Here is a 17,619-nt window from a genome sequence, read left to right on the forward strand (position 1 = left end):
AGCAATCTTATCGGTTTTTTTCAACGCGTGCCGTGGTTACAGTAGATTCATAGCAAGCCCATTCCTGTTCACTGGAGCGACCCATGACCCAGACCAACTTCCGCAGCGGCCCCGACGCCAACGGCCTGTTTGGCGCCTTCGGCGGCCGCTACGTGGCTGAAACCCTGATGCCGCTGGTGCTGGACCTGGCCCGCGAATACGAGGCTGCCAAGGCCGACCCCGAATTCCTCGAGCAACTGGCCTACTTCCAGCGCGACTACATCGGCCGCCCGAACCCGCTGTATTTCGCCGAACGCCTGACTGAACACTGTGGCGGCGCCAAGATCTACTTCAAACGTGAAGAGCTGAACCATACCGGCGCGCACAAAGTGAACAACTGCATTGGCCAAGTGTTGCTGGCCAAGCGCATGGGCAAGAAACGCCTGATCGCCGAGACCGGCGCCGGCATGCACGGCGTGGCCACCGCCACCGTGGCCGCGCGCTTCGGCCTGCCGTGCGTGATCTACATGGGCGCCACCGACATCGAGCGCCAGCAGGCCAACGTGTTCCGCATGCGCCTGCTGGGCGCCGAGATCGTCCCGGTTACCGCGGGCACCGGCACCCTGAAAGACGCCATGAACGAAGCGCTGCGCGACTGGGTTACCAATGTCGAGGACACTTTCTACCTGATCGGCACCGTGGCCGGCCCACACCCGTACCCCGCCATGGTCCGCGACTTCCAGTCGATCATCGGCAAGGAAACCCGCGAGCAGCTGCATGCCAAGGAAGGGCGCCTGCCCGACAGCCTCGTGGCCTGCGTGGGCGGTGGCTCCAACGCCATGGGCCTGTTCCACCCGTTCCTGGACGACGCCAGCGTGGAAATCTTCGGCGTGGAAGCGGCTGGCCACGGCGTGGACACCGACAAGCATGCTGCCAGCCTCAACGGCGGCGTACCGGGTGTGCTGCACGGCAACCGTACCTACCTGCTGCAGGACGCCGACGGCCAGATCACCGACGCCCACTCCATTTCCGCTGGCCTGGACTACCCCGGCATCGGCCCCGAGCACGCCTGGTTGCACGAGATCAAACGCGTCAACTACGTCAGCATCACCGATGACGAAGCCCTGGCCGCGTTCCACACCACCTGCCGCCTGGAAGGCATCATCCCGGCCCTGGAGACTGCCCACGCCTTGGCCGAGGCCATCAAGCGCGCGCCGACCCTGCCCAAGGATCACCTCATGGTCGTCTGCCTGTCCGGGCGTGGCGACAAAGACATGCAAACCGTGATGAGCCATATGGCCGCCGCCGACCAGGAGAAACTGGCATGAGCCGTCTTGAACAACGCTTCGCCGATCTAAAAGCCGAAGGCCGTGCCGCCCTGGTGACCTTCGTCACCGCCGGCGACCCTGGCTACGACGCTTCGCTGGCCATCCTCAAGGGCCTGCCTGCCGCAGGCGCCGACGTGATCGAGCTGGGCATGCCCTTCACCGACCCGATGGCAGACGGCGTGGCGATCCAATTGGCGACCTTGCGCGCCCTGGACGCTGGCCAGACCCTGAAGAAAACCCTGCAGATGGTGCGCGAGTTCCGCGTCGACAACGACACCACCCCGATTGTGCTGATGGGCTACTACAACCCCATCCACCGCTTTGGCGTCGAAGCCTTCGTGGGCGAAGCCAGGGAAGCGGGCGTGGACGGCCTGATCATCGTCGACCTGCCGCCAGAGCATGACGCCGAACTGGCCACACCGGCCCAGGCGTCGGGTATCGACTTTATCCGCCTGACCACGCCGACCACCGACGATGCGCGCCTGCCCCGCGTACTGGAGCGCAGCTCCGGTTTTGTCTACTACGTGTCCGTGGCCGGCGTGACCGGTGCCGGTTCCGCGACCACCGAAGCGGTCAGCAGCGCCATCGAGCGCCTGCGCCGCCACACAGACCTGCCGATCAGCGTCGGTTTCGGCATTCGCACCCCTGAACAGGCAGCGGCGATCGCCCGCCTGGCCGACGGCGTGGTGGTAGGGTCGGCGCTGGTGGACAAGATCGCCAAGGCCGCTTCGCCAGACCAGGCAGTAGGTGATGTTCTGGAGCTGTGCTCGGCCTTGGCCCAGGGCGTACGTAAGGCTCGTGTAAGCTGAAGGTAAATATCTTGTTACAAAGGAATTAGTGGCTGATTTCTTTGACTAATTTCACAAGACCAGAGGGAACCTGATCGATAAGATCCGGTTCCCTTTTTTGTTGCCTGAGCAGTGAGGATTCGCTCGATGAAACTCTCCAAACCATTGATTGCCGGCCTGGGCCTCATGCTTGTGGGCATGACATCCTTGGCGCATGCAGACCAATGGGGCCCAGGTGGCCCGGATGACCATGGCCGCTACGACCATCGTGATGACCGCCATGACGACCACCATGATGACCGCCGCTTCGACCACGGCGGCCCGCCGCCGCGCGACTTTGGCCCGATCCGTCAGCATGCCTTTGAACACCGCGGTTATTTCGGCCATGCCGAACGCCTGCCGCCAGGCGTGTTCGTAGTCCAGGGCCGCCCACTGCCGCCAGGTTACGGCCGCCCGCTGGGGCCGCGTGAACTGGAACAACTGCCTTACTACCCAGGCTACCAGTGGATCGCCTACGGCCCGGATATCGTCCTGGTTCAGGACGGAACCGGTGTGGTTTACCAGGTTCTGCAGGGCGTGCTGGCTTACTGATTGACCTTTTCGACACACCACCGCGAGGAACGCGTATGAAACTGCCAAAATCCCTGATCGCAGGTATGGGCGTGCTGCTGGTCGGCGTCACCCCTCTGCTGCAAGCAGCACCCGGCCCGGATGACCAACGCCAGGGCGGTGAGCAACATCAGCAGCAAGGTGGGCCGCGCGGCGACGAACATGGCGCGCCACAACAGCAGCACGCCGGCGGTGGTAACCGGCCACCACAGGACTTCGGCCCTGTGCGCCAGACCATCCAGCAGCACCGTGACAGCTTCGGCCGCGGCAGCCCCCTGCCGTCGAACGTGCACGTAGAGAAAGGCCGCCCATTGCCCCACGGCTACGGCAAGCGCCTGGACAGCCGCGCACTGTCGCAACTGCCACGCTACCCGGGCTACGAATGGCGCCGCCTGGGCACCGACGTGGTGCTGATCTCGGTGGGCACCGGCGTGGTGTACGAGATTCTCGACGGTGTGTTGAACTGATAAGTCCGCAACACCCTTGCGGGACCGGGCGTAGCTCGGGAAGCAGCCACTGCGGACCCCCTTCGCAACCGTGGCGACTTTCCCGAGCTTCGCCCGATCCCACAGCTTAGTCGGCGCCAAACACCGAAAGCTTCAAAGGGCGTACCGCCCCCATCCAGATCGCATGGTCCCGATGGTCCGCCAATTCATCCCCGCTCAGCGGGTGCATGAACACCACAAGCCCCTTGCGGTTCATCGCCAGCCAGGGCAGCACTTCGCTCACCAGTTCCGGGCCGAACGCCAACTGGCAGCTCCAGTCGGGGTGCGGTCCTACCGGCTTTTCATGAACCCGGCCCATCACCACTGCGGGAAACAGGCGCGCGGCTTCTTCGCACAGAGCGCGGGCTTGAGCGATGGTCGAGGCATCGAAGTAGACGTGGGCGTGGTAGCCGTTGATGGATTGCAAAACGTTGTCTCCGGGCAGTCTGGCGACATCACAGTATCATGTCTCACCGCACTTCCTGTGGGCCCGATTGCTCCCCGCGCAACCACTCCACAAACCGCCCGATCAGTTCTCCCCGCCGCTTGCGCTGTGGCAACACCACGTAGTACCCCAACGCCGAGCTGGCCGTTTCCACGATGGGCCGGCATAACAGCCCCTGGTCGATCAATGCGTCTACCAGGTGGCGCCAGCCAATCGCCACCCCTTGCCCGGCAATCGCCGCCTGGATCAGCAAGGTGTAGTTATCGAACCGCAGCTGCCCCGGTGCGGGTGCACTGTGAATGCCCAGTGTGCGAAACAGGCCTGCCCAGTCAAACCACTCACTGGTGCTTTCCCCGCGCAGGTGCAGCAAAGGCAGGTCAAGCAATGCCGTGGCGGGCAAGGGCAGGGCGCGGCCTTGCAGCAGGCGAGGGCTGCACACCGCAAAGGCTTCTTCTGCAAACAGCCAGTGGCTTTCCCCCTGCCTGAAGCGGCCATCGCCAAACAGCACCGCCACATCGATATCAGACCGCAACATAGCGTGGCTGCGTTCGCTGGTCACCAGGCTGACGTCGACGTGCGGGTTGGCCTGGTGGAAGCGGTGAAGGCGCGGCATCAGCCAGTAAGCGGCGAAAGCGAAGTCGGTGGCCACCTGCAGCACTTCGTGCTGGGGCTGGGCAGTGATCGCGGCCAGACCGCTGTCGAATTCCTGCAAGCCTTTGTGCACTGCATCGAACAGCGTTCTGCCGGCATCAGTGAATTCGATGCCCCGGTAGATGCGGTCAAACAGGCGGGTGTTCAGTCGTTCCTCAAGGCGCTTGATCTGCTGGCTGACGGCCGGTTGGGTAGTGCCCAGCTCTACCGCGGCCACGGTGAAGCTGCGGTGGCGCCCGGCACATTCGAAGGCGCGCAGCAGATCGAGCGAGAGCTCGGCGAGGCTATCAAACATAAGCAGGGCTTATCCTAGGCATTGCCTGACGTGGGCTTTACCGCATTTCAAAGCGGTCCCATGCTCGATGGTGAGCACTTTCGCATAATTAAACACTATGGAATGCCGCCCACCCATGAAGCGCAAGAACATTCTCTTCATCATGGCCGACCAGATGGCCGCGCCACTGCTACCCCTGTACAACGACCGATCCGTTATCCACCTACCCCATTTGAGCCGGCTGGCGCAGCAAGGCGTGGTGTTTGACGCCGCCTACTGCAACAGCCCCCTGTGCGCGCCATCGCGCTTTACCCTGGTGAGCGGCCAACTGCCCAGCAAGATCGGCGCCTACGACAACGCCGCGGACTTTCCGGCCGATGTGCCCACCTATGCCCACTACCTGCGCCGCCTGGGCTACCGCACAGCACTATCGGGCAAGATGCATTTCTGCGGGCCGGACCAATTGCATGGCTACGAAGAGCGCCTGACCAGCGACATCTACCCAGCGGATTACGGCTGGGCGGTGAACTGGGATGAGCCGGACGTGCGCCCCACCTGGTACCACAACATGTCCTCGGTATTGCAGGCCGGACCCTGTGTGCGCACCAACCAGCTGGATTTCGATGAAGAGGTGGTCTTCAAGGCCCGGCAGTACCTGTTCGACCATGTGCGCGAGCCAGGCGACCAGCCGTTCTGCCTGACCGTGTCGATGACGCACCCCCATGACCCTTACACCATCCCCAGGCATTTCTGGGACATGTACCGTGAGGAGGACATACCGCTGCCAGCCGATGTACCGGCCCAGGAAAAACTGGACCCACATTCCCGACGGCTGCTGAAAGTCTATGACCTGTGGGAGAAAACCCTGCCTGTGGATAAGGTCCGCGACGCGCGCCGGGCGTATTTCGGCGCGTGCAGCTACATCGATAGCAACGTCGGGAAACTGCTGGAAACGCTGGCAGAAACAGGACTGGCCGACGACACCATCATTGTTTTTTCCGGGGACCACGGCGACATGCTGGGCGAGCGCGGGCTCTGGTACAAGATGCACTGGTTCGAGATGTCGGCACGGGTACCGCTGCTGGTCTGCGCCCCAGGGCAATTCAAGCCAGGGCGCATCGACGCAGCAGTTTCCACGGCCGACTTGCTGCCTACTTTCGTGGAACTGGCCGGGGGCAGGGTCGACCCACGGCTGCCACTCGACGGCCGTTCACTGGTCAGCCATCTGCAAGGGCAGGGCGGCCATGATGAAGTGTTTGGCGAGTACATGGCCGAGGGCACCGTCGGCCCACTGATGATGATTCGCCGCGGCGACTTCAAATTTATCTACAGTGAGGACGACCCTTGCCTACTCTTCGACGTGCGGCATGACCCGCATGAGCGTGAAGACCTCAGCCAGTCAACCGAGCACCACGCGCTATTTGCCGCGTTGCTGGCCGAAGCCCGGGGCAAATGGGATATCCAGGCGATACACCACCAGGTGCTCGCCAGCCAGCGTCGCCGCCGCCTGGTGGCCGAGGCGCTGAGCATCGGCACGCTGAAGAGCTGGGATCACCAGCCGCTGGTAGACGCCAGTCAGCAGTACATGCGCAACCATATCGACCTGGACGATCTGGAGCGCAAGGCGCGTTATCCACAACCCTGCCCAGATCAATAATCCACAAGGGGATGTTCGATGAAGTTATCCACACTGGTTGCCTCCGGCCTTTTGGCATTGGCCAGCCTGCACGCGGCGGCCGACGAGCAAAGCTGCGCCACGGTGCAGATGGCCGATCCCGGGTGGAGCGACATCGCCTCCACCAATGCCATCGCTGGCTTGCTGCTGGGCGGCATGGGTTACACGGCCAAGGTCGATACCCTCGCGGTCCCTATTGCCTACGGTGGCCTGAAGGACGCCAAAGTGGATGTCTTCCTGGGCAACTGGATGCCAGCGCAGCAGGGCTTCTACGATAAATTCATCGCCACGGGAGACGTGACCCAGTACGCAAAAAACCTTGAGGGCACCGAATTCACCCTGGCGGTACCCGACTATGTCTGGGAGGCCGGGGTGCACACCTTTTCCGACCTGAACACATATGCTGAAAAATTCGACAGCAAGATATACGGTATCGGCTCCGGCGCCCCGGCCAACCTGTCGATTCAACAGATCATCAAGAAGAACGAATTCGACCTGGGTAAATGGAAGCTGGTGGAATCCAGCGAGCAGGCGATGCTCTCGCAGGTTCGAAAGGCTGTGGATAAAAAACAGTTCGTGGTTTTCCTCGGCTGGACCCCCCACCCGATGAACGTTGAGATCAAGCTGCATTACCTGAGTGGGGGCGAGGCCTATTTCGGCTCCCGCGGCAGCGTCTACACCCTGACCCGCAAGGGTTATGCACAGGCCTGCCCGAATGTCGCCAAGCTACTGGGCAACCTTGTCTTTACCCAGGACATGGAGAACAGCATCATGGCCGACGTGGTCAACACCAAAGCCAGTTACCCTGCCGCGGCGAAAAAGTGGATCAAGGCCAACCCGGCGGTGCTCGACAAGTGGCTGGAAGGGGTGAAGACCCTGGATGGCCAGGATGCATTGCCGGTCGTGAACGCACACCTGTAACGCGAGACCGAGTCCCTTGTGGGAGCTGGCTTGCCAGCCAGCTCCCACAAAACGATCTGAAGAATAGAGAGACCAATGCGCTGGTCCAGACTGGCTAGACTGCTGCCCTTCCTTACCTGGCTCCCACGCCAGACCCGCGCCAGCGTCAGCCGAGATGTGGTGGTGGGGCTGAGCGGCGCCATCCTGGCCCTGCCGCAGTCCATCGCTTACGCCCTGATTGCCGGCCTGCCGGCCGAGTACGGCCTGTATGCGGCAATCATCCCGGTGCTGGTCGCCTGCCTGTGGGGCTCGTCCTGGCACCTGATCTGCGGGCCAACGGCGGCCATTTCCATTGTGCTTTACGCCAGCGTCAGTCCATTGGCCGTGCCCGCCAGCGAAGACTACGTCACCCTGATCCTGCTGCTGACCTTTCTGGCGGGCATCTTTCAGTGGCTGCTGGGCATGCTGCGCTTCGGCGCGCTGGTGAATTTCGTGTCCCACTCAGTGGTGCTGGGCTTCACTTTCGGTGCCGCCATCGTCATTGCCATTGGACAGTTCCCGAGCTTGCTGGGTATCACCTTGAGCAGCCAGGCCACGGCCTTCGCCAGCCTGGCCAACCTGTTCGAGCACTTGAACGAACTGGATCGGCCCTCTTTGATGCTGGGGTTGTTCACGCTGGCGCTGGGGCTAGCGTTGAAGGCACTGGTACCGCGCTGGCCAACCCTGTTGATCGCACTGGTCAGCGGCAGCCTTCTGGCCTGGCTATGGCCTACGATGTTCGGCCATGTACAACGGGTCAGCGCCTTTGTCGGCCAACTGCCCCCCTTCAGCACACTTCCCACCGACCCTGCGCTTATCCTGCGCCTGCTGCCCAGCGCCGTGGCGGTAGGCATGCTCGGGTTGGTGACCAGCCTGTCGATCGCCCGCTCGATCGCCACACGTTCACAGCAGTTGCTCGACGCCAACCAGGAAGTCCGCGCCCAGGGGCTGTCGAACATCGTGGGGGCGTTCTTCTCTGGCTCGCTATCGGCGGGCTCGTTCACGCGCTCAGGCCTGAGCTATGAGGCCGGCGCCTGCTCGCCCCTGGCCGGTGTGTTCTCGGCACTGTGGGTGGCTTTGTTTGCCGTGACCGGCGCGCAGTTGATTGCGCAGATCCCGATCCCGGCCATGGCCGGCAGCATCCTGCTCATCAGCTGGGGCCTGATAGACCATCGCGGTATTCGCGCGCTGTTTCGGGTGAGCCGTTCGGAGTTCATGGTCATGGCCCTGACCTGCCTGGCCACCCTGCTGCTGGAACTGCAGACCGCCATCTATGCCGGGGTACTGGCATCGCTGTTCTTCTACCTCAAGCGCACCTCGCAGCCGCGGGTGCAGCAATGGCGCGACGGTGACGAGGAGGTATTGCGCGTGGGTGGTTCGATCTTCTTCGGCGCCAGCCATTACCTGCAGGTACGGCTGCAGAGGGCCGAAGGCCTGCGGGTAGTCATCGACGCCCAACAGATCAACTTCATCGATTACTCAGGGGTGGAGATGCTGCACCAGGAAGCCCGGCGCCTGCGCGCCCAGTCCCGCAGCCTGACCTTGCGCCATGCGCGCGCGCAGGTCATCGAGGAGTTGTACAAGCTGGAAGGGGCAGCGCACTGCCCGATCCAGTTCGAGCATTAACTGGCCGCCAGTTCCTGGCGCAATGTCTTCAGGACGGCCTTGGAGTCCGGGGTCACCCCGCGCCAGTAGGTGAATGCCTCGGCGGCCTGTTCCACCAGCATGCCGAAGCCATCCAGCGCCAGGGCAGCGCCATGCTCGGTGGCCCAGCGGCAGAATGGCGTCGGCTCTTTGCTGTACATCATGTCATAGCACACCGTGACGCCAGGCTGGATGAGGCTGCTGCTGATGGGCGGCACGTCACCGGCCAGGCTCGCCGAGGTGGCGTTGATGATGATATCCACAGGCTCTTCCAGCCAGTCGAAACCGCTGGCAGCCACTGGCCCCAGGCCAGAGAAGATCTGCGCCAGCAGTTCGGCCTTGTCCACGGTACGGTTGGCGATGACCAGAGAGACCGGGTGCTGGTCCAGGATCGGTTCCACCACGCCCCGCACCGCCCCACCGGCGCCCAGCAACAGAATGCGCTTGCCTTCGAGCGTGACGCCGGCGTTATTCATCAGGTCGCGCACCAGGCCCACGCCGTCGGTGTTGTCGCCACGGATGCTGCCATCGGCCTGGCGCGTGAGCATGTTCACGGCACCGGCACGCTCGGCGCGGGGGGTGAGCACGTTGCACAGGCGGTAGGCATCTTCCTTGAACGGCAAGGTCACGTTTGCCCCCAGGCCTTCCTGGAAGAAGTCCCGGGCGTCCTCGGTGAAGCCGTCCAGGGGGGCGAGGCGGGCGCTATAGTCCAGGGCCTGGCCGGTCTGTTCGGCAAACAGGCGGTGAATGGCGGGCGACTTGCTGTGGCCCACCGGGTTACCGAAGACGACGTAACGATCCATTTCTGCCAGCTCCTAATCTGTGTCTCGCACTAAAGGGTTATCCACAGCGGCTGTCAGGCCTCGGCCAGCCAGTCGCGGTCGGTGAGAAAGTAATCGGTCAGGCGTGCCTCTTCACTGCCAGGCACGGCCTTCCAGTCGTAGCCCCAGCGCACTTGCGGTGGCAGCGACATCAGGATCGACTCGGTACGGCCACCCGACTGCAGTCCGAACAGGGTGCCCCGGTCGTACACCAGGTTGAACTCTACATAGCGGCCACGGCGAAATTCCTGGAATTCACGCTGCTGGTTGGTGTACGCGGCGGCCTTGCGACGCTGGACGATGGGCAGGTAGGCCTCGAGATAAGCGTCGCCGATGGCCCGCATGAAGGCGAAACTGGTGTCGAAGTCCCACTCGTTCAGGTCATCGAAGAACAGGCCGCCAATACCACGCGGCTCGTTGCGGTGCTTGATATGGAAATAACGATCGCACCAGGCCTTGTAGCGCGGGTAGACATCTGCGCCGAACGGCGCACAGGCACGCTCGGCCACCCGGTGCCAGTGAATGCAGTCGTCTTCGTTGGCATAGTAGGGGGTCAGGTCAAAGCCACCGCCAAACCACCAAACGGCCTCTTCGCCTTCTTTCTCGGCAATGAAGAAGCGCACGTTGGCATGCGAGGTAGGCACATGCGGGTTGTGCGGGTGGATCACCAGTGACACACCCAGGGCCTCGAACCCACGGCCCGCCAGTTCCGGGCGATGGGCGCTGGCGGATGGCGGCAGGCCGCTGCCAAACACGTGAGAAAAGTTGACCCCGCCCTTCTCGATCACCGTGCCGTTTTCGATCACCCGCGTGCGGCCACCGCCACCGGCGGCGCGGTTCCAGGCGTCCTCGACAAAGCGGGCACCGCCGTCTTCGGTTTCAAGGGCGCTGCAAATGCGCTCTTGCAGATCGAGCAGGTAGGCTTTTACGGCTTCGGTGCGGGTAGTCATGGCTTCACCTTGGAACGGGCAGAGGCCGGGCAGCGCTGGGGGAAACCGCGGCCCGAGAGCAAATTCGGCGCGTAGCATAGCATCGGTGACACACTTTGAGCGGTTGACGGCGCCCGGACAAAAGCGTCCGATAGAGGCTTTCCATGCCTGGTTCAGGAGATTGCAGATGGCCAAACGTATTCAGTTCAGCACTAACGGTGGTCCGGAAGTCCTCGAATTCGTCGATTTCCAACCCGCCGAGCCGGGCCCCAAGGAAGTCCGGGTGCGCAACAAGGCCATCGGCCTGAACTACATCGATACCTACTTCCGCAGCGGCCTGTACCCGGCGCCGTCCTTCCCATCGGGGCTGGGTACCGAGGGCGCCGGTGTAGTGGAGGCTGTGGGCAGCGATGTGACCACGGTCAAGGTCGGTGACCGCGTGGCCTACGCGGGCGGCCCGCTGGGCGCCTACAGCGAAGTACACACCTTGCCTGCCACGGTGCTGGTCAAACTGCCTGAGGCCATCAGCTTTGAACAGGCGGCCGCGGTGATGCTCAAGGGCCTGACCGTGCAGTACCTGTTCCGCCAGACCTACGAGCTCAAGCGCGACGAAACCATTCTGTTCCATGCCGCTGCAGGTGGGGTGGGCTCCCTGGCATGCCAATGGGCGAAAGCCTTGGGCGCAAAGCTGATCGGTACCGTCAGCTCTCCGGAGAAAGCCGCGCGGGCCAAGGCCCTGGGGGCCTGGGAAACCATCGACTACAGCCACGAAAACGTGGTCAAGCGCGTGCAGGAACTTACCGGGGGCAAGAAATGCCAGGTGGTGTATGACGGCGTGGGCAAGGACACCTGGGAAACCTCGCTGGACTGCGTGGAGCCCCGCGGGCTGGTGGTCAGCTTCGGCAACGCCTCGGGCGCGGTCAGTGGCGTGAACCTGGGCATTCTGGCGTCCAAGGGTTCCCTGTACGTCACCCGTCCGACCCTGGCGACCTACGCCACGGCCGACGCCTTGCAGGCCATGGCTGACGAGTTGTTCGGCATGATCACCAGCGGCAAGCTGGATGTGGAGATCAGCCAGCGTTACCCACTGGCCGAAGCGGCCAAGGCGCAAACCGAGCTGTCGGGCCGCCGGACCATGGGTTCGACCATCCTGTTGCCTTGATCCAAGCCTCCCTCGTAGCAGCGGACCTGGCCGCGTCGGCGGCGCAAGCGATATACCTGATACCCCGCAGCGTTCCAGCCGCGGCCAGCTCCGCTGCCGGGGTGAAACCCCCACTGTCATTCAGGGACGAATGACTTCCCCCGTCACCAGGTCACGGATCACGCTGGGGTTCTTGCGCCCACCCAGCGCACCATTGAGCACGACGTCCACCTGCCCGCGGAAATACTGCTCGATACGCAGGCGCGACATGGCGGGCGGGCGTCCGGTGGGGTTGGCCGAAGTAGAAACGATCGGGCCTACCAACGCACACAGCTCACGCACCAGCGGGTGGTCGCTGACCCGCAGTGCCACACTGGCGTGCTTGCCGGTGATCCATTCCGGCAACAGATCCTGGTGCGGCACCAACCAGGTATTGGGCCCCGGCCAGGTGCTGGCCATGCGGTCCATCCAGGCTTCGGGAAAGTCCTCGAACAGGAAATCGAACTGGCGGATGTTGTCAGCCACCAGAATCAAGCCCTTATCCACAGGCCGGGACTTGATCGCCAGCAGCCGGTAAACCGCTTCCTCGTCCCACGGGTCGCACCCCAGCCCCCAGACCGCTTCGGTTGGATAGGCAATCACCGCGCCCGCCCTGACATCGCGCGCGACTTGTTGCACACGCCAACTGCTCACCATTGCTGTTACTCCGCTTAAAGGCTGTGAGCAGTGTACTTAGCTAACTCGCGCAAACCAACGCCCGGCCTCGTTGACCACACGCCCCTCCAGTTCCAGTTCGGTCAGCGCCTCCAGAACCCGGGGCAACGCCCAATTGCTGCTGCGCACCAGCGCTTCGCTGCTCTGGGGCGCGGCATGCAGGAGCTTCAACAACGGGTGGTCGATAGCCGGGGCTGGCATTGAAACGCGCTGCCAGCCGCGCAACGGTTCGAGGATGTGCTCCACCGTCTCCACCAATTGCGCGCCATCGCGGATCAACTGGTGGCAGCCTTTCGCACCGGGGTGGTGGATGGAGCCGGGAATGGCATAAACCTCGCGCCCCTGCTCGTTGGCCAGGCGGGCGGTAATCAACGACCCGCTGGCGACGCTGGCCTCCACCACCAACACCCCCAGCGACAAACCGCTGATGATGCGGTTGCGGCGTGGGAAGTTGGCGGGCACCGGCGCGGCGTCCAGCGGGAACTCCGAAACCACGGCACTCCCCGAGTCAGCCATTTGTGCGGCGAGGGCTTTGTGCTTCTGTGGATAAAGTTTCTGGATGCCTGTGCCGAGTACCCCTATCGTGAGCCCACCAACGTCCAGGGCAGCCTGATGAGCCACCCCATCTACCCCGGCGGCCAGCCCGCTGGTGATGACAAAACCCGCGGCGGCCAGGCTGCGGGAAAACGCTGCGGCGGTGTCCAGGCCAGGCCGCGAAGCACGGCGACTGCCAACGATGGCCAGCTGTGGTTTTTCCAGGATGCTGGGGTCGCCGGCGATGAACAGCAGCGGTGGCGCGTCGCTGATTTGCGCCAGCAGCGCGGGGTAGGCGGGGTCGTCCCACATCAGCAAATGCTGGCCGGGATGCTCTAGCCAGGCCATTGCAGCCTGTGCGCCGGTTTTCAGATCGGCACTATCACGGGCTGCGCAGGCAGCCGCCGACAGCCCGAGCCGGCGCCAGGCACTGACAGGCGCGAGCAGGGATTGGGCCGCACTGCCGAAGGCAGCGATCAATTCGTGGAAGCGTTTCGGGCCGGTGTCGGGTAGCCGATGGAGGCGCAGGCGCGCCTCCAGTTCACCCGTGTCGGGGGTGTTGCAGGTAAAGAGCGGCATCTGATCATCCTTGATTCAGGCCCCTGGTCATCACTGGGAAAAAGCTGTGGATAACTCTGTTGGTAACTGTTTGACAACTTCCCCGTGTTTCAAGGATTTTTCACCTTGTCCATGACCGCCAGGGAGCGGTTGGCGTTGAGCACTAAACCATAGCTCAGCTTTGTGTAGGTGCGGAACACCATCAACAATCCCGCCCGTTCGTCGGGGATCTTTACCTGCTCGCCGGTTATCCGATCGCGGACGGTTTCCCCGGTCTTGTAGATCTCGAGAACATTGCCCTCCTTGAGCCCGTCGCGGCTGCCACGGTCCAGGGTGACCACGTCGTACTTGCCGATCTGTGTAACACCTCGTGGCACATCAATGATGGTGCCGCTGACCGGGTTGCTCGGCGCGCTGGGGAAAAAGGTGGAATTGACCGGCCGTTCCTCACTGACGAACAGGCGGTCGCCCAGACGCACCTCCTCGCTGGAACGCTGCAGGTTGAGGGTAGCGATATCACCCTCGGTAGCCACCACTTCACCGCCGCCCATGTTGTCGGCGTTTACCCCCAGTACTTCCTTGGTGACCGGGTCGGTATAGACCTTGCCTTGCCGGAAGATGCCATAGGCGGCGTGTGCCGGGTCGAACGCGCCGCGGGCATAGATGCGGTCGCCCATGCCACTGACTACCCGCTCTCCCTGGCCGGCGACAATATACGGGGCGCTCTGGAACGCCTGGGTGGTGTCCAGGATTCGGTTGCTCAGCAGGAAGCTGTTGATCGATTGCAGCGGAATGCTGGGAATGGCCTCGGCCACCGGTGTACTGCGAATACGCGGTGACAATTTGATGGTGCCACGGGATCCGCCACGCTCCAGCATCAGCTGCGGCTGGCCATTGACGTAACTCAGTACCAGGGAGTCGCCGGGGTAGATCAGGTCCGGGTTGGCGATCTGGGGGTTGGCGTGCCAGATCTGTGGCCATTGCCAGGGTTGACGCAGAAACTTGGCGGAAATGTCCCAAAGTGTGTCGCCCTGAACCACAGTGTAGCGCTGTGGATAACCATCCTTGAGCTGCACATCGGCGTTGGCCAGGCCGGCGCACGCCATGAGCAGCAGGGCGAGTAGTGATTTCCTCATGCCGTGAATCCCTTTATTATGTGCGTTCACGTGAAACGCAGCCGAAATGGCCTTTCTCCCTGGGAGAACGTTTGACAGGCAGCCCGCCCCCGACACCTTGCAGCGGCTGCTACCTTTGACTTTACCTCACAGTGCAGCAAATACGCATATGGCTATTTTAAACATCCTCGAATTTCCAGACTCGCGTCTGCGCACCATCGCCAAGCCTGTGGCCGTGGTGGATGACGAAGTTCGCCAGTTGATCGATGACATGTTTGAAACCATGTACGAGGCGCCTGGCATCGGCTTGGCCGCCACGCAGGTCAACGTGCACAAGCGCATCGTGGTCATGGACCTGAGCGAAGATCGCAGCGAGCCACGGGTGTTCATCAACCCCGAGTTCGAATCGCTGACCGACGAAATGGGCCAGTACCAGGAAGGCTGCCTGTCGGTACCCGGTTTCTACGAGAACGTCGACCGCCCACAGCGCGTCAAGGTCAAGGCCCTGGACCGTGACGGCAAGCCCTACGAGCTGATCGCCGAAGGCCTGCTCGCCGTGTGCATCCAGCACGAATGCGACCACCTCAATGGCAAGCTCTTCGTTGACTACCTGTCCAACCTCAAACGCGACCGGATCAAGAAGAAGCTGGAAAAAGCCCACCGCCAGCAAGCTTGACCCACCCTCCCAAAGGCTTGCCACGGCAAGCCTTTTTCTTTTCCAGCGAGTAAACCATGAGCATGCGCATTGTCTTCGCGGGCACGCCCGAATTCGCCGCCGAACACCTCAAGGCCCTGCTGGCCAGCCCCTATGAAGTGGTGGCCGCCTACACCCAGCCAGACCGCCCGGCCGGCCGTGGCCAGAAGCTGATGCCCAGCCCGGTCAAGCAGCTGGCGCTGGAGCATGGCATTACCGTGCTGCAACCGCCCACCTTGCGCAACGAAGATGCCCAGGCTGAACTGGCCGCGCTCAAACCTGACCTGATGGTGGTGGTGGCCTACGGCCTGATCCTGCCCCAGGCAGTGCTGGATATCCCGCGCCTGGGTTGCATCAACAGCCATGCCTCACTGCTGCCGCGCTGGCGCGGTGCAGCGCCGATCCAGCGCGCCGTGCAAGCCGGTGATGCCGAGAGCGGCGTCACTGTCATGCGCATGGAGGCCGGCCTGGACACCGGGCCGATGCTGCTCAAGGTCAGCACCCCGATCAGCACCCGCGATACTGGCGGCAGCCTGCATGACCGCCTGGCCGAGATGGGCCCACCCGCGGTCGTCGAGGCCATTGCCGGCCTGGCCGCCGGCACGCTGCCGGGCGAGGTACAGGATGACACCCTGGCCAACTACGCCCACAAGCTCAACAAGGATGAGGCGCGCATCGACTGGGCCCGCCCGGCCAACGAGCTGGAGCGCCTGGTGCGTGCTTTCTACCCCTGGCCCATCTGCCATAGCACCTTGAACGGCGAAGCCGTGAAGGTGCTGGCAGCCCAGGTGGCCGACGGGCAGGGCGCGCCCGGCACCATCCTGGCCGCCAGCAAGGAGGGCCTGGTCGTGGCGTGCGGCGAACACGCCCTGTGCCTGACCCGCCTGCAACTGCCGGGCGGCAAGCCGCTGAACTTCAGCGACCTGTTCAATAGCCGCCGCGAGAAATTCGCCGTCGGCACGGTGCTGGGCCAATGAACCCGCGTCTCGCCGCTGCCCGTGCCCTGGCTGCTGTTCTGACCGGCAAGGCCTCGCTCAACAGTTCGCTGCCCCTGCAACTGGACAAGGTAGAAGCCCGCGACCGCGGCTTCACCCAGGACCTGGCGTTTGGCACTGCCCGCTGGCAGCCGCGCCTGTCGGCACTGGCGGAAAAACTGCTGCAGAAACCATTCAAGGCCGCTGACGCCGATGTCGAGGCGCTGCTGTTGGTCGGCCTATACCAGTTGCTCTACACCCGTGTACCCGCCCACGCGGCCATTGGCGAAACCGTGGGCTGTGCCGACAAGCTGAAGAAACCCTGGGCAAAGGGCTTGCTCAACGCCGTGTTGCGCCGCGCCCAACGCGACAGCGCCGAGCTGCTGGCAGAGATGGAGCGCGACCCCGTGGTGCGCACCGCCCACCCGCGCTGGCTGCAGAAGTCGTTGAAAGCCTTCTGGCCAGAGCAATGGGAAGCCATCTGCGCGGCCAACAACGCCCACCCGCCGATGATTCTGCGGGTCAACCGCCGCCATCACCGTCCCGACGCCTACCTGCAATTGCTGGCCCAGGCCGGCGTAGCTGCCAGTGCCTGCACCTTCAGCCAGGACGGTATCGTGCTGGAACAGGCCTGTGACGTGCGTGACCTGCCTGGCTTCGCCGATGGCTGGGTCAGCGTGCAGGACGAAGCCGCGCAACTGGCCGCCGACCTGCTCGACCTGGCCCCCGGCCAACGCGTGCTTGATGCCTGTTGCGCCCCAGGCGGCAAGACCTGCCACCTGCTGGAAGCCGAGCCTGCGCTCAAGGGCGTGGTGGCCATCGACCTTGAGGCCAAACGCCTGGTACGGGTTCGCGAAAATCTGGACCGCCTCAAGCTCGACGCCCAGCTCATCGCCTGTGACGCCCGCAACACCGGCGAATGGTGGGACGGCCAAGGCTTCCAGCGCATCCTCCTGGACGCACCATGCTCGGCCACCGGCGTGATCCGGCGCCACCCCGACATCAAGCTGACCCGACAGCCCGATGACATTCAGGCCCTGGCCAGCCTCCAGGGCGAGCTGCTGGACGCACTGTGGCCCACCCTGGAAGTGGGGGGCGTGCTGCTCTATGCCACGTGCTCGACCCTGCCCACCGAAAACACCGAGGTGATCGAGGCTTTCCTGGCCCGCACCCCCGGCGCTCGCGAGCTGGACCTGGCCACCGCGGCCGGCATCAAGCAGCCCCACGGCCGCCAGCTGCTGGCGCAGGAAGGCGGCCACGATGGCTTCTACTATGCCAAGCTGATCAAGATCGCGGCGCACCGCCCGAGCTGACAGGAGTAA

Annotated in this window: 18 protein-coding genes; 11 read left to right on the top strand and 7 right to left on the bottom strand. The window is 63.4% G+C overall.

The window, feature by feature from the left end; translation table 11 throughout:
• Positions 1-83: 83 nt before the first annotated feature.
• The 4 genes from trpB (at position 84) to QBK88_RS06230 (ending at position 3,171) form a co-directional block, all read left to right on the top strand.
• The gene (gene trpB, locus QBK88_RS06215) at positions 84-1,307 is read left to right on the top strand and encodes a tryptophan synthase subunit beta (RefSeq protein WP_277961365.1); all 1,224 of its coding nucleotides are present in this window, start codon (positions 84-86) and stop codon (positions 1,305-1,307) included.
• On the top strand, positions 1,304-2,116 hold the full coding sequence (gene trpA / locus QBK88_RS06220; RefSeq protein WP_277961366.1) for a tryptophan synthase subunit alpha: 813 nt from the start codon (positions 1,304-1,306) through the stop codon (positions 2,114-2,116). Before trpB ends, trpA begins: the two co-directional genes overlap by 4 nt.
• Before the next feature lie 126 nt (positions 2,117-2,242).
• Positions 2,243-2,686: a hypothetical protein gene (locus tag QBK88_RS06225; RefSeq protein ID WP_277961367.1), complete on the top strand. Its 444-nt coding sequence runs from the start codon at positions 2,243-2,245 to the stop codon at positions 2,684-2,686.
• Between the two features lie 35 nt (positions 2,687-2,721).
• Positions 2,722-3,171: an anti-virulence regulator CigR family protein gene (locus tag QBK88_RS06230; RefSeq protein WP_277961368.1), complete on the top strand. Its 450-nt coding sequence runs from the start codon at positions 2,722-2,724 to the stop codon at positions 3,169-3,171.
• A gap of 106 nt (positions 3,172-3,277) precedes the next feature.
• Here the strand turns inward: QBK88_RS06230 and QBK88_RS06235 are convergent, their stop codons facing one another.
• Positions 3,278-3,616, bottom strand: coding sequence for a DOPA 4,5-dioxygenase family protein (locus QBK88_RS06235; protein WP_277961369.1), 339 nt, complete (start codon positions 3,614-3,616; stop codon positions 3,278-3,280).
• 43 nt (positions 3,617-3,659) lie between these two features.
• Entirely contained in the window at positions 3,660-4,580 is a 921-nt protein-coding gene (locus QBK88_RS06240) for a choline sulfate utilization transcriptional regulator (RefSeq protein ID WP_277961370.1), read from the bottom strand.
• 115 nt (positions 4,581-4,695) lie between these two features.
• On the opposite strand from QBK88_RS06240, the gene betC reads away from it, so the two are divergent.
• The 3 genes from betC (at position 4,696) to QBK88_RS06255 (ending at position 8,799) form a co-directional block, all read left to right on the top strand.
• Positions 4,696-6,216, top strand: coding sequence for a choline-sulfatase (betC, locus tag QBK88_RS06245; RefSeq protein WP_277961371.1), 1,521 nt, complete (start codon positions 4,696-4,698; stop codon positions 6,214-6,216).
• Between the two features lie 18 nt (positions 6,217-6,234).
• The gene (gene choX, locus QBK88_RS06250) at positions 6,235-7,155 is read left to right on the top strand and encodes a choline ABC transporter substrate-binding protein (RefSeq protein ID WP_277961372.1); all 921 of its coding nucleotides are present in this window, start codon (positions 6,235-6,237) and stop codon (positions 7,153-7,155) included.
• A 75-nt stretch (positions 7,156-7,230) separates the two neighbouring features.
• On the top strand, positions 7,231-8,799 hold the full coding sequence (locus tag QBK88_RS06255) for a SulP family inorganic anion transporter (protein ID WP_277961373.1): 1,569 nt from the start codon (positions 7,231-7,233) through the stop codon (positions 8,797-8,799).
• Here QBK88_RS06255 and aroE read toward each other — a convergent pair.
• Together aroE and hemF are read right to left on the bottom strand one after the other, a co-directional pair.
• The gene (gene aroE, locus QBK88_RS06260; RefSeq protein ID WP_277961374.1) at positions 8,796-9,620 is read right to left on the bottom strand and encodes a shikimate dehydrogenase; all 825 of its coding nucleotides are present in this window, start codon (positions 9,618-9,620) and stop codon (positions 8,796-8,798) included. The two genes, QBK88_RS06255 and aroE, sit on opposite strands and share 4 nt — an antisense overlap.
• Before the next feature lie 53 nt (positions 9,621-9,673).
• Entirely contained in the window at positions 9,674-10,588 is a 915-nt protein-coding gene (hemF, locus tag QBK88_RS06265; RefSeq protein ID WP_268146705.1) for an oxygen-dependent coproporphyrinogen oxidase, read from the bottom strand.
• Positions 10,589-10,754: 166 nt separating this feature from the next.
• Between hemF and QBK88_RS06270 the strand changes: the two genes are divergently transcribed.
• Complete coding sequence (locus tag QBK88_RS06270; protein ID WP_277961375.1) at positions 10,755-11,729, top strand: NADPH:quinone reductase; 975 nt, start codon at positions 10,755-10,757, stop codon at positions 11,727-11,729.
• Positions 11,730-11,849: 120 nt separating this feature from the next.
• Here the strand turns inward: QBK88_RS06270 and QBK88_RS06275 are convergent, their stop codons facing one another.
• The 3 genes from QBK88_RS06275 to QBK88_RS06285 form a co-directional block, all read right to left on the bottom strand.
• A complete protein-coding gene (locus QBK88_RS06275) occupies positions 11,850-12,404 on the bottom strand; it encodes an L-threonylcarbamoyladenylate synthase (protein ID WP_268146708.1) in 555 nt (184 codons plus the stop codon).
• Between the two features lie 36 nt (positions 12,405-12,440).
• Complete coding sequence (gene dprA, locus QBK88_RS06280; RefSeq protein ID WP_277961376.1) at positions 12,441-13,535, bottom strand: DNA-processing protein DprA; 1,095 nt, start codon at positions 13,533-13,535, stop codon at positions 12,441-12,443.
• 89 nt (positions 13,536-13,624) lie between these two features.
• Positions 13,625-14,650: a LysM peptidoglycan-binding domain-containing protein gene (locus QBK88_RS06285; protein WP_277961377.1), complete on the bottom strand. Its 1,026-nt coding sequence runs from the start codon at positions 14,648-14,650 to the stop codon at positions 13,625-13,627.
• A gap of 148 nt (positions 14,651-14,798) precedes the next feature.
• Here QBK88_RS06285 and def point away from each other — a divergent pair, with 148 nt between their 5' ends.
• The 3 genes from def to rsmB are packed head-to-tail and all read left to right on the top strand — an operon-like array spanning position 14,799 to position 17,610.
• Positions 14,799-15,305, top strand: a complete 507-nt coding sequence (gene def / locus QBK88_RS06290; protein ID WP_268146715.1) for a peptide deformylase — start codon at positions 14,799-14,801, stop codon at positions 15,303-15,305.
• Between the two features lie 56 nt (positions 15,306-15,361).
• Positions 15,362-16,300, top strand: coding sequence for a methionyl-tRNA formyltransferase (gene fmt, locus QBK88_RS06295; protein ID WP_277961378.1), 939 nt, complete (start codon positions 15,362-15,364; stop codon positions 16,298-16,300).
• On the top strand, positions 16,297-17,610 hold the full coding sequence (gene rsmB, locus QBK88_RS06300) for a 16S rRNA (cytosine(967)-C(5))-methyltransferase RsmB (RefSeq protein WP_277961379.1): 1,314 nt from the start codon (positions 16,297-16,299) through the stop codon (positions 17,608-17,610). The genes fmt and rsmB overlap by 4 nt, the downstream gene beginning before the upstream one ends.
• The last annotated feature ends 9 nt before the right edge of the window (positions 17,611-17,619 follow it).

Source organism: Pseudomonas sp. RIT-To-2 (assembly GCF_029623465.1).
Lineage (GTDB): Bacteria > Pseudomonadota > Gammaproteobacteria > Pseudomonadales > Pseudomonadaceae > Aquipseudomonas > Aquipseudomonas silvicola.